Consider the following 12,175-nt stretch of genomic DNA (forward strand, 5'->3'; position numbering starts at 1 on the left):
ACCTAAAACTAAAAATTATTTCTCAACAGATAAGCCCATGATATAAGTTGCTAGAGCTTGAATTTCTTCGTCAGTAAGTTCACCATATTTACCTGTCATTAAGTTACCTGGTTTGAATTGTTCAGGGTTCTTAATCCAAGCTTTTAGGTTTTCTTCATTATGTTCTAAGATACCAGCAACACGATTACGGTCACCAAATGCAGCTAAGTTTGGACCTGGTGCACCACTTACGCCTGTACCAGAAACCGCATGACATCCTAAGCAACTATTAGCAAATGTTGCTTCACCAAGGTCTGTTGAAGCTTTGTCAGCCATTTTTCCTTCTGTTGCTTTCATTGAAGCTACCCATGTATCAAATGCGTCTTGGCTTAATACTTTAACTTTGAAGTCCATTAATGCGTGTGAAGGACCACATAACTCAGCACATTTACCATAGAATACGCCGTCTTTAAGGTCTTTTGATTCTTGATCGAATTCTAAGTAGAATTTGTTTAAGTTATCTACGTTCGTATCCATTTTACCGCCTACAGCTGGAATCCAGAATGAGTGCTTAACATCGGCAGCTTTTAAGTTAAAGTAAACTTTTTGACCTGATGGTACAACTAATTCTTGAGAAGTTACAATACCTTGGTTAGGGTATTCAAATTCCCACCAATATAATTTTGCAGTTACATTTACTGTAAGTGCTGTTTTGTTACCATTTTCATCTACTTCGTCCATCGCAGCAACATCTGCAAATTTATAAGTAGCCGTAACAACTGGTACAGCTAAGATTAATAATAAAATAATTGGAATAACTGTCCAAATTACTTCAAGAGTGTGACTTCCTTCTACTTGCTTAGGAATAACATTTTCGCCAACTTTTGAGCGGCGGAATTTTAAGAATGCAAGTAAATAGATAACGGATACTACTACTACAACGAACGTCATAATTCCAGTAGCTAACAGTAATATGTTGTATTGTTCTTTACCAACTTGACCAGCTGGTTTCAGTGTAGAAAGATAATCTTCACCACAACCAGAAAGGAAAACCATCATCACTGCTAGAAGTGAAAAAAGACTCCATTTTTTAAGCCCTTTCATCATAGCTTAATTAAACCCCTCTTTCTTTGTTGTATTTTCATGTGTACCTAGGACATTAGTTCTGTCTATATGAATTCTTTAGGAAAAGAAAGAATTCCTAAATTTAGCTAAACAACGCAAATATTATGATGGATACAAATAGTATGGTCATATGATTCAAAGAATAGATAAACATTTTATTTGCCCATTTCATATCATCTTTTGTGTTAAAGCCTTTAAAAGCTAGAATCAACCAGCCCAAGTTCAATGCAGTGGCAAGAATTAAGAAGCCAACCCCAAGCTCTGGTAAAAGGAAAGGTAGCGGTAATAATAAAAGAATCCAGAATAACATAGAGAATTTCGTTCGTTTAAATCCTTTTACTACAGGTAGCATTGGTATATTAGCTGCACGATATTCTTCAGTACGTTTCATAGCAAGCGCATAAAAATGCGGTGGTTGCCATGCAAACATGATAAGGAATAAAGCAAGTGCTCCTGAACCTAATGAAGGCTCAACAGCTGCAAATCCAATAACTGGTGGAATTGCTCCTGAAATACTTCCTACTATCGTGTTACTAACATGCTTCCTCTTTGACCACATTGAATACAGAACGACATAAGCAAATATTCCTACTAGTCCCCACATGGCTGCCGCAAACGACGCAGCAAATAACAAAATTTCACCTACAATTAAAAATGAGAGGGCAATGGTCAATACAAAATTCGGCTTAAATCTACCCGTTACTGTCGGTCTTGCTTTCGTTCTTTTCATGATTGGGTCTATATCCTGATCAATGAAGTTATTCATTGCGCCTGAGCCACCTATAATGAATGCAGCACCCAACATGGTGAATAATATGACATCAAGTTCTTGCAAGAAGTGTCTACTAGTAAATTGAAATGCCAGCCACATCCCAGTAAATGTTGTGACAAGATTCGAATTAACGATTCCAATTTTTATCAGTGCTAAGAAATCTTTTACAACAGATGTTGATTCTGGTCCAGTATTTCTAGTAGCCGACAATGCACGACCGTTTGACATGATACCTCTCCTTTCATTTTTGTAAGCATATTCCGCTAACAAATACTATAGCGAAATTTGCGATTGATTTCTAGACATTAAGTGAAATTTAGATGAAGTTGTAAAAATTAGCTTTGTCTAGAAATATAATTAAAATCAACATATCTATAGTAAAACATTTTCTAAAATGAATTGTGAAGGTTAAAGCACGAAATTATGAACAATTTGTGAAATGGAATCGACATCTAATACTCCCTACTCTTTACAAGTTGTTTTTTAACTGTATTTTCGATATTATCTAGTAGCAGAAACATTACTTTCATGTAATGTTGATAGATAAAGTAGGTGACTCATTTTATGCAACACAACAGGTATATGAAGTGGTTTGCTGTTGCTGCTACAGTAGGAATGCTCCTTATTTTACTAGGTGGAGCACTTGTTACCAAAACTGATAGTGGCTTAGGCTGTGGTCGAAACTGGCCTGATTGTAATGGTTCTCTTATCCCGAAAGAGATTACACCACAAGTCTTAATTGAATTTTCACATCGTCTTGTAACTGGAGTTGTATCTATTTCAATTCTTATGTTAACAATTTGGACATGGCGTAAACTCGGTCATATTCGCGAAGTAAAATTATTAGGCTTCTTAGCGATGTTTTTCTTAATTGCACAGGCTCTTATTGGGGCAGCTCAAGTATTGTGGGGACAAGGTGATTTCATATTAGCACTCCACTTTGGGATTTCTCTAATTTCCTTTGCTGCTGTTCTTCTTCTTTCTATGATTGTATTTGAAGTAGATCGGAAATTTGATGCCGATAACGTATTTATTGGTAAAAAGTTACGTTGGCATACAATTGCTGTCACAATTTATTCTTATTTAGTTGTTTATACAGGGGCGCTTGTACGCCATACAGATTCTAGCTTAATATGCCCTGATTGGCCATTTTGCTACAACGAAACACCATTAGCATCTCCAAATAATATGTATGAATGGGTGCAAATGGGGCATCGCATAGCTGTTCTTATCTTTTTCGTTTGGATTGCATACATAACTTGGCACGCTGTGAAAAATTACAAAAACCAACGTGTTGTTTATTATGGTTGGATTATTGCTTTTATTATAGTAATTTTACAAGTGATTGCTGGTATGTTAGTAGTCCTAACTAGATTGAATTTAACTGTCGCATTAATGCATTCATTATTTATTTCAATTTTATTTGGTTTGCTTTGCTACATGGTAATGCTAGTTGCACGTAGCAATTATAATGAAAAAAATAAATAATAGTAGAAAAAGGGGGTATCTCAAAGTCATTTGAGACACCCCCTTTCTGCTCAAAATTTAAAGAAGGTTACTAGTATGCTATAAAAGCCAACTAATAACCTTCACTTCTATCTATTCAATTTCAATTAACAAATCACCTGTTGAAATAGCGTCACCCGCACTTGCGTATACTTCCTTCACGATGCCGTCTTTTGGTGCTTGGACGGTTGTTTCCATTTTCATCGCTTCCGTAATTAGCAAGTGATCTCCACGTTTCACAGAGCTTCCTTTCGATACGACTACCTTTAAGACCGTACCTGGCATTGTAGCTCCAATTTGGTTTGGATTGCTTGGATCTGCCTTTAACGCTAAGCTGCCGTCTACTTCGACAGTCATATCCTGAATCACTAGCTCTCGTGATTGACCGTTTAGCTCAAAGTACATGACGCGCGTACCGTCATGTTGTGGTTCACCGATGGATACAAGTTTAATGATGAGCGTTTTTCCTTTTTCGATTTCTACTTCGATTTCTTCGCCAAGCTTTAGTCCATAAAGGAATGTTGGTGTATCTAAAACCGAAATATTGCCAAAGGAGTTCACTGTTTTCGCATACTCCTCAAATACTTTCGGATAAAGGGCATAGGCAAGTACATCTTTGTTCGTTACAGGACGATTTAATTTGTCCTCTAGTACAGCCTCCAGTTGCTCAAAATTCACAGGCTCCAATAGTTCACCAGGACGTACTGTAATCGCTTCACGATCCTTTAACACAACTTTTTGAAGTGCCTCTGGGAAGCCACCATGTGGTTGTCCTAAATACCCTTGGAAAAACTCAATCACAGAATCTGGGAAGTCGATTGTTTGACCTCTTGTCAGCACGGAGTTTTCATCCAATTCGTTTTGCACCATAAATAACGCCATATCCCCTACTACTTTCGAAGATGGAGTTACTTTTACAATATCACCAAATAGAAGGTTAACGCGGGAATACATGTGCTTCACATCCTCCCATCTGTCCCCAAGGCCTACTGCTTTCGCTTGCTGCTGTAGGTTACTGTATTGACCACCTGGCATCTCATGGACATAAATTTCAGAATGTGGACTGATCATGCCACTTTCGAAATCCTTATAGTATTTACGAACATCTTCCCAGTAATACGATAACATTTCCAGTGCGTCAATATCGGCACGCACCGCACGCTTACTGCCCTTCATCGCATAGTACAAGGAGTTCGCGCTTGGCTGTGACGTTAAACCTGCCATCGAGCCGAGTGCCGTATCAATAATATCTACGCCAGCCTCAATCGCTTTCGCGTATAAATAAATTCCGTTGCCACTTGTATCATGCGTATGCAAGTGAATTGGCAGACTTGTCGTCTCTTTTAACTCGGAAATTAAACGATACGCAGCTTCTGGCTTTAATAATCCAGCCATATCTTTAATCGCTAAAATATGAGCACCCGTTGCCTCAAGTTCCTTCGCCATGTCCTTGTAGTATTGCACAGAATATTTTGCGCGTGTTTCATCGAAAATATCTCCAGTGTAACAGATTGCTGCCTCGGCAATTTTACCAGACTGGCGTGCAGCATCAATCGCCACTTCCATACCTTTTATCCAGTTTAAGCTATCGAAAATACGGAACACATCAATACCTGATGCTGCCGATTCAGCAATGAACTCACGAATTAAATTATCTGGGTAGTTTGTGTAGCCAACGGCATTCGCACCACGAAGTAACATCTGGAACAACACATTCGGTACTTGTTCACGTAGTTTCGCAAGGCGCTCCCATGGATCTTCCTTTAAAAAACGATATGCTACATCAAATGTTGCACCACCCCACATTTCAAGTGAGAAGAAATCGTGCATCATGCGTGCTGTGGCATCTGCAACTTCGAACATATCCTGTGAGCGCACACGTGTCGCAAGCAGGGATTGATGCGCATCTCGGAAAGTTGTATCCGTTAACAGTACATCCTCTTGCGCCAGAATCCATTTCACAAGTCCCTCTGCCCCTTGTGTGTCTAAAATTTGCTTCGTCCCCGCTGGTGGGATGATCAATTTATCCACTTTTGGAATACTTGGCTGCACAAAAATAGGCTTTGCCTTCTTCTCCACTCCTGGGAAACCATTGAGCGTGACATTACCAATATAGCTTAACAGCTTTGTCCCACGGTCCTTGCGCACAGGGAAATTAAATAATTCAGGTGTTGTATCGATAAAGCTTGTATCAAAGGCACCCGTTATAAATTTCTCGTGCGTCACGACATTATTTAAAAACGGGATATTCGTTTTTACTCCACGAATACGGAACTCTTTTAAATTGCGATCCATTTTCGCAGCGGCTTCTTTAAACGTCATCCCTGATGTTGAAATTTTCACCAGTAAGGAATCATAGTACGGCGTTACTACAGCCCCCTGGAAGCCATTGCCGGCATCCAAACGAACACCAAAGCCACCACTGGAACGGTATACCATCAGCTTCCCTGTGTCTGGCATAAAGTCATTGGCAGGGTCTTCCGTTGTAACACGCGCTTGAATCGCATAGCCAATCATAGGAATATCTTCTTGTTGTGGAATATGAATTTCCTCACTATGCAGACCATAACCTGATGCCACCTTGATTTGAGCATGCACAATATCCACACCTGTAATCATTTCGGTAATAGTGTGCTCCACTTGAATACGAGGGTTAACCTCAATGAAATAAAATTCTTCATCTGCTACTAAAAATTCGACTGTCCCTGCATTTATGTACGAGACATTTTTCATTAATTGAACCGCTGCATCACAAATTCGATTTCTTAAATTTTCTGAAATTGAATTCGATGGGGCAATTTCCACTACCTTTTGATGGCGGCGTTGAATCGAGCAATCACGCTCATATAAATGCACGATATTGCCTTCTTTATCACCAATAATTTGAACTTCAATATGTTTCGGCTTTATAATTGCCTTTTCTACATACACTTCATCAGAGCCGAATGCTGCTTTGGCCTCTGATTTTGCCCGCTCATAGGAGGATGCTAACTCCTCTTGCGTATGCACAAGGCGCATGCCACGACCCCCGCCACCTAGGGCAGCCTTAATCATAATCGGATATCCATATGTGCTAACAAAAGCCTCTACCTCTGCTAAATCAGCTACTGGACCATCTGTACCAGGAATTACAGGAATACCTGCAGCAATTGCTTGTTCACGTGCCTTGACCTTATCCCCAAACATATCTAGGTGCTTGGATGTTGGCCCGATAAAGACAATCCCCTCTTCTTCACAACGACGAGCAAATTCCACGTTTTCCGATAAAAAACCATAACCCGGATGAATCGCATCAACACCAGCATCTTTGGCGATCGTAATAATGCCCTCAATATCTAAATAGGCCTCGATAGGTTTCTTGCCAGCTCCCACTAAATAGGCCTCATCTGCTTTAAAGCGATGAAATGCCCCACTATCCTCGCGCGAATAAATCGCCACAGTTTGGATATTCAGCTCCGTACATGCACGGAAAATACGAATTGCAATTTCTCCTCGATTTGCTACGAGAATTTTGTTGATTGACTCCATGGATATCCCCCTTTATGATTGTGTTTTTTTCCTTTCTACCTTTTCAAACATAGAAACATTAATTAATATTCCCATAGCTAAAGATAGAATAATTATAGATGTCCCGCCATAGCTAATAAAAGGTAGCGTTACACCGGTTAACGGGATTAACCCAGTTACACCCCCAAGATTGATAAACGTTTGAAAACCAATCCAGCTTGCTATACCAGCCGCAATCATACGTGCTAGCGGATCTTTCGTACGTAATGCAATCGAAAGTCCTTTATATACAATAAAACCTATACCACCTAAGACGATCAGCACACCCCAAATACCTAGTTCTTCCATAATGATCGCCATAATAAAATCGGTTTGTGGTTCAGGTAAATACCCTAATTTTTGAATAGACTGACCAAGGCCTCTTCCTTCTAAACCGCCTCCGCCAATTGCATAATAACTATTAACAACTTGATGACCCATATCGGATTCATAATCAAATGGATTAAAATAGGAAAGAATACGGCCTTTACGATTACCCGTTAACAAATCTCCTTTAAACAGCCAAAGAATGCCGATAATAGCAGCACCAAATGCTCCTAACACCCCGAAAAACTTCCAAAATGTTTTAAATGGAATGCCACTTGCTGCTACAACAGATATTGCAATTCCACAGAGAATAACGCTAGCCCCTAAATCAGTCTCAAATGCTACCCCTGCAACAACAAGAATCCAGATAAATATTGGGTAAAAAATTTCTGTCGGTTGTAGCTTTTCAAATGTATATTTTTGTGCTTTCCGATAAAAGGCAGCAGCAAAATATAAAATTATAAATAGTTTCGCATATTCAGAAGGCTGAAAATTCCCAAGACCAGGGACATATATCCAACTCTGAGATCCTATCCCTTCTTCTGCGCCATTACCAGCTACTTTTACCCAAGTAAATAGCACAGCCAGCACTACCGTAAGTAGCAGCATAATATTTTTATTGGCATAATGCTTATATGGGAAAAATGCTGTCACTAAAAACCCAAGAAAAGCTACAATTAAATTGATTACTTGCTTATGATAATAGTAATCTGGGCCATATTCCTTTCGAATAGCTACCATCATACTTGAACTATAAATCATCACTAAACCAAATAAGCTTAATAATAGGACCGTAAAAAATAGTGGATAATCAAAATTTTGTGTATAACGTTTTAAGTATTGTTTCATTAGAAAACCTCGTTCTAGAAAAAAAACTCAAATCGCAAATTGCGTTTGAGTTTTTTCTTTTTATTTGTCTGTATACGCGTCATGTAGTACAGAAAGTTCTTTCTCGAGTGAATCGAGAATTTCTTTGCCTTTTTCGCGGTCAATGAGTCCAAGCTTCGCAGCAAAGTCAATTTCACGTGACAGGCCGAACATTTGTGTATCTAATACTTCTTCATATAAAGGGCATTGTGGCATTGTTAAATGATCCATTTGTACTCGAATGAGGCGAGCAATTTTATCTGCATCAGCAACTAAAAGCTCCAAAGCCTTCTCTTGAAAAGAAGTTTGTGATTTCGTATCCATGAGGACGCCCCCATTATCTGATATTTCTTCGATTCTATCTTAATAAAGTTTATCTTTTCGCCGTTAAAAATGCAAGTGTCTTCATTGGAAAATAAAGAATTCAAATTATATTTCTTTATTATCTCTAACCATTAGCGTTATACTATTTCATGGATATATAAGATTTGAGGAGGATTTCTTTTATGGAAACAATAATTCCTATTAAGGGCGCAGTTTCATTTCAACTAACATTAGATCCCACTGTTTGGATTTTCGATGATCGTAAATTAGATTTAAAAACGTACTTCGACGCAAAAGAAGTTGAGGAAGATTCTGATATTAAATATATGCGTGAAGTAGGTGCTCACTGGTCACGTGAGATTATGGAAGGAGCTACTTTCCCACCAACATTAAAATCAGAGAGAAAATTTGACCGCAAAGGGATGGAAACAGGCACTTTCGGGATTGAATTAAGTCATTTCTTGAAAAACGCTGTCGTTAAACCTGAAGCGACAACAATCGTCATTGAATGTGAAGAGGGCAAAGAATATCCATTCACAATTGAAGAAGCACATACATTAATTTTAAAATATAGCCAAGATGGCAAGCCATTACTAGAAGACGGCCCTGTCCATGTATTATTTGGAGACGGTTCAAATGTAGAAAACCCTATCAAAAATGTATCAGCCATTCGTGCTGAATAGGAGGGAATGCAATGCGCGTAAAATGCGTCATTTGCGATGCCATTAACAATTTAGATGATGACTTACCATTAGCAAAAAAATTACGCAACCGACCGATCCATACGTACATGTGCAGCACATGCCATGATCGTATTAAAGAAAATACCATAACACGAATTGAAACAGGGAATTTTCGTTTTTATCGTACATCACCGCAAATGGATAAAGAGTTTTAGTCCTAACTCCAGTGTTGATGGCGCTATATAATAGACTGAAGGAGGTGACTCAAATTATTGGGTCACCTCCTTTACCGTTTATCCATTATTTTTTATAATCGCCTTCTCAATCAACTCGACAAACTGATACATAATCGTCGCAAAAAAGGCAATGATGAGAAGTGACATAAGCACAAGATTAAAGTTAAATACTTGGAAGCCGTAAATAATTAAATAACCAAGACCTTTTGAGGCAACTAAAAATTCACCAACAATAACTCCTACCCAAGATAATCCTACGTTTACCTTTAAAGTAGAAATAATCGTCGGGAAGGAGGCAGGCAAAATAACTTCCCTAAATATCTGCCACCTGGATGCACCAAAAGTTTGCAATACTTTGCTATAATTCGGATCTACCCCTTTAAAAGCGGTATAAACAACAATAGTCGTAATAATAATCGAAATTAATGCACCCATTGCTATAATCGAAAAATACCCTGGACCAAGTGCAACTATCAAAATTGGTCCGAGAGCAACTTTCGGCATCGCATTTAAAATAACTAAATATGGGTCGAGTACCTTTGATATCAAAGGCGACCACCATAAGACGGTGGCAATTAATGTACCTAGTAATGTACCAGCTATAAAGCCAATAATCGTCTCCATCAGTGTGACACCAACATGTAGCGTCAACGAACCATCACTTACTTTACCAATAAATGTTTGCCATACATGTGTTGGTGAACTAAAAATTAATCGATCGATCCATCCAAATCTAGATAAAAGCTCCCACCCTCCGAAAAATATGAATAAAATGATAAGCTGATATAATCGGACAAAGCGTTTTTCCTTTTTTAGCATTTGCTGATAATGTTTGAATAATGTATTATCCAAGACTCTCCAGCTCCTTCCAAATAGTTTGGAATACATCTGAATATGCTGGATGCTGTCGTACATCAAAAGGTGATAGCTTTTGTAAAGCTTCAGGTACTTCAAAAATTCTATGCAATGTTCCTGGATTGGCGGAGAAGAGAAATACCCGTTCACTCATCGCAATCGCTTCACCAATATCATGCGTCACAAGAATCGCTGTTTTTTGATAGGTCTTTAACGTTTCAACAACCAAGTCCTCAAGCTTTAATTTGGATTGATAATCAAGTGCAGAAAACGGTTCATCTAGGAGTAAAATTTTAGGATTCACTGCCAATGTTCTCGCAAGTGCTACACGTTGACGCATACCACCAGATAACTCTCTTGGATAATAGTCTGCTACATGTGGTAGACCAATTTCTTGTAACAGCGCATTTGCGGTTACTTTATGTGTTTTATTACTCCGCTCCATGATCTTCAATCCAATTGTGACGTTCTCTTCGATCGTCTTCCAAGGAAATAAATAATCTTGCTGAAGCATATACCCAATAAGGGACTGACTTTGTGCTGAGATTTCCTCACCATCAATATATACCTTACCTTCAGTAGGAGAAAATAAGCCCGCTATAATTGACAATAACGTCGTTTTCCCACAGCCACTCGGCCCTATGAAGGATACAAACTCACCTTCACGAATATCCAAATTTACTTCGCGTAAAACTTCCTTTGCCTGCGTACTTGAGAAATAGCTATGGTGAATATTTTCTAGCTGTAAAAATTCCATATTACTCAGCAGCCTTTTTAGCAAAGGTTGTATTCACAAGCTGATCATAATCTACCCGTTGAGGAAGTTCACCTGCTTCCTCCATAATCGTTTGCAAGTTATCCCATTCCTTTTCATCTAAGATAGAATCGGTTGCATAGGATCCCTGAGATTTATAACGCTCCACTACTGTTTCGATTAAAGCAATATCCACATTTTCAAAGTATGGCTGAATAATTTTCGCTACTTCTGCAGCACTTGCTTTTTGCACAAAATCCTGTGATCGTTTCAATGCATTTGTAAAGCCTTGAACTGTCTTCTCTTTATCCTTCAAATAGCTGCTTTTCGCCATAAACGATGTATAAGGTAAATGGCCAGATTCTGCACCGAATGAAGCAACAATATAGCCCTTGCCTTCTTTCTCAAAAACACTCGCAGTTGGTTCAAACAGCTGAACGAAGTCCCCTGTTCCAGAAGCAAAAGCTGTAGAAATATTAGCAAAATCGATGTTTTGAATGAGTGTTAAGTCCTTCGCAGGGTCAATGTCATGCTTTTTCAATACATACTCACCCGCCATTTGAGGCATACCACCTTTGCGTTGTCCTAAAAATGTTGAGCCTTTTAATTGATCCCACGAAAAATTATCCATTTTTTTACGTGCAACTAAAAATGTGCCATCTGTTTGAGTTAACTGGGCAAAATTTTGAATCGGATCGTTGGAGCCCTGAAGTGTCACGTAAATGGAAGTTTCCGATCCAACTAAAGCAATATCAATTCCATCAGAAAGTAACGCCGTCATTGTCTTATCGCCACCTGCAATCGTTTGTAGCTCAACAGAAAGTCCTTCATCCTCGAAGTATCCTTTTTCAAGTGCTACATACTGAGGCGCATAGAAAATTGAGCGCGTCACTTCTCCAACTTTGACTTTTTCAAGCTCCGTTTTATTACACGCTGTCAAAGAAAGGAGTAATAAAGCAATAACACTAAATAGTAAACTTTTTTTAAGCCAACGCATTCCATTTCCTCCTTGATTGATGAAATAAGCCTATCGACATTAACTTATTCACAATAGAAGATTTCGGTGCCTATCATTTAAGACAAAAGAAAACAGCCTTAGCTAGTGATAAAGTGTACCCTTTGTAAAGGACATTTTAAAAAAAGCTCTAGGCAACTTGAAGAAGATGATGTCTGTATTGTGCAGGTGTCATCTTTTTTAGGT

Annotated in this window: 11 protein-coding genes; 3 read left to right on the forward strand and 8 right to left on the reverse strand. The window is 38.6% G+C overall.

The features are described 5' to 3' along the window. Positions 1–15 precede the first annotated feature (15 nt). The gene (coxB, locus tag ACIQXF_RS01675) at positions 16–1,086 is read right to left on the reverse strand and encodes a cytochrome c oxidase subunit II (protein WP_402778205.1); all 1,071 of its coding nucleotides are present in this window, start codon (positions 1,084–1,086) and stop codon (positions 16–18) included. A 100-nt stretch (positions 1,087–1,186) separates the two neighbouring features. Continuing rightward, complete coding sequence (cyoE, locus tag ACIQXF_RS01680; protein ID WP_402778207.1) at positions 1,187–2,104, reverse strand: heme o synthase; 918 nt, start codon at positions 2,102–2,104, stop codon at positions 1,187–1,189. A gap of 336 nt (positions 2,105–2,440) precedes the next feature. Here cyoE and ACIQXF_RS01685 point away from each other — a divergent pair, with 336 nt between their 5' ends. Next, the gene (locus ACIQXF_RS01685; RefSeq protein WP_402778210.1) at positions 2,441–3,364 is read left to right on the forward strand and encodes a COX15/CtaA family protein; all 924 of its coding nucleotides are present in this window, start codon (positions 2,441–2,443) and stop codon (positions 3,362–3,364) included. Between the two features lie 111 nt (positions 3,365–3,475). On the opposite strand, the gene pyc is transcribed toward ACIQXF_RS01685, so the two are convergent. The 3 genes from pyc to ACIQXF_RS01700 are packed head-to-tail and all read right to left on the reverse strand — an operon-like array spanning position 3,476 to position 8,446. After that, positions 3,476–6,910, reverse strand: coding sequence for a pyruvate carboxylase (gene pyc, locus ACIQXF_RS01690; protein ID WP_402778213.1), 3,435 nt, complete (start codon positions 6,908–6,910; stop codon positions 3,476–3,478). A gap of 12 nt (positions 6,911–6,922) precedes the next feature. After that, the gene (locus ACIQXF_RS01695) at positions 6,923–8,104 is read right to left on the reverse strand and encodes an FtsW/RodA/SpoVE family cell cycle protein (RefSeq protein WP_402778216.1); all 1,182 of its coding nucleotides are present in this window, start codon (positions 8,102–8,104) and stop codon (positions 6,923–6,925) included. A gap of 60 nt (positions 8,105–8,164) precedes the next feature. Next, positions 8,165–8,446, reverse strand: a complete 282-nt coding sequence (locus tag ACIQXF_RS01700; protein WP_402778219.1) for an Fpa/YlaN family protein — start codon at positions 8,444–8,446, stop codon at positions 8,165–8,167. Positions 8,447–8,628: 182 nt separating this feature from the next. Here ACIQXF_RS01700 and ACIQXF_RS01705 point away from each other — a divergent pair, with 182 nt between their 5' ends. Beyond that, positions 8,629–9,129 carry a peptidyl-prolyl cis-trans isomerase gene (locus tag ACIQXF_RS01705; protein ID WP_402778222.1) on the forward strand — a complete coding sequence of 167 codons (501 nt, stop codon included), beginning with the start codon at positions 8,629–8,631 and terminating at the stop codon, positions 9,127–9,129. Positions 9,130–9,140: 11 nt separating this feature from the next. Further along, the gene (locus tag ACIQXF_RS01710; protein ID WP_402778225.1) at positions 9,141–9,344 is read left to right on the forward strand and encodes a YlaI family protein; all 204 of its coding nucleotides are present in this window, start codon (positions 9,141–9,143) and stop codon (positions 9,342–9,344) included. Positions 9,345–9,422: 78 nt separating this feature from the next. On the opposite strand, the gene ACIQXF_RS01715 is transcribed toward ACIQXF_RS01710, so the two are convergent. From ACIQXF_RS01715 to ACIQXF_RS01725, 3 genes are read right to left on the reverse strand one after another with little or no spacing between them, the layout of a single operon-like run. Continuing rightward, on the reverse strand, positions 9,423–10,217 hold the full coding sequence (locus ACIQXF_RS01715; protein ID WP_402778228.1) for an ABC transporter permease: 795 nt from the start codon (positions 10,215–10,217) through the stop codon (positions 9,423–9,425). Continuing rightward, complete coding sequence (locus ACIQXF_RS01720; protein WP_402778231.1) at positions 10,210–10,977, reverse strand: ABC transporter ATP-binding protein; 768 nt, start codon at positions 10,975–10,977, stop codon at positions 10,210–10,212. Before ACIQXF_RS01720 ends, ACIQXF_RS01715 begins: the two co-directional genes overlap by 8 nt. A 1-nt stretch (position 10,978) precedes the next feature. After that, positions 10,979–11,971, reverse strand: coding sequence for an ABC transporter substrate-binding protein (locus ACIQXF_RS01725; protein WP_402778234.1), 993 nt, complete (start codon positions 11,969–11,971; stop codon positions 10,979–10,981). Positions 11,972–12,175 lie beyond the last annotated feature (204 nt).

The organism is Lysinibacillus sp. NPDC097231, assembly GCF_044761885.1.
Taxonomy (GTDB): Bacteria; Bacillota; Bacilli; order Bacillales_A; family Planococcaceae; genus Lysinibacillus.

Coding starts and splice junctions, on each gene's coding strand:
- coxB (WP_402778205.1), bottom strand. CDS start 1,086: ATGATGAAAGGGCTTAAAAAATGGAGTCTTTTTTCACTTCTAGCAGTG.
- cyoE (WP_402778207.1), bottom strand. CDS start 2,104: ATGTCAAACGGTCGTGCATTGTCGGCTACTAGAAATACTGGACCAGAA.
- ACIQXF_RS01685 (WP_402778210.1), top strand. CDS start 2,441: ATGCAACACAACAGGTATATGAAGTGGTTTGCTGTTGCTGCTACAGTA.
- pyc (WP_402778213.1), bottom strand. CDS start 6,910: ATGGAGTCAATCAACAAAATTCTCGTAGCAAATCGAGGAGAAATTGCA.
- ACIQXF_RS01695 (WP_402778216.1), bottom strand. CDS start 8,104: ATGAAACAATACTTAAAACGTTATACACAAAATTTTGATTATCCACTA.
- ACIQXF_RS01700 (WP_402778219.1), bottom strand. CDS start 8,446: ATGGATACGAAATCACAAACTTCTTTTCAAGAGAAGGCTTTGGAGCTT.
- ACIQXF_RS01705 (WP_402778222.1), top strand. CDS start 8,629: ATGGAAACAATAATTCCTATTAAGGGCGCAGTTTCATTTCAACTAACA.
- ACIQXF_RS01710 (WP_402778225.1), top strand. CDS start 9,141: ATGCGCGTAAAATGCGTCATTTGCGATGCCATTAACAATTTAGATGAT.
- ACIQXF_RS01720 (WP_402778231.1), bottom strand. CDS start 10,977: ATGGAATTTTTACAGCTAGAAAATATTCACCATAGCTATTTCTCAAGT.
- ACIQXF_RS01725 (WP_402778234.1), bottom strand. CDS start 11,971: ATGCGTTGGCTTAAAAAAAGTTTACTATTTAGTGTTATTGCTTTATTA.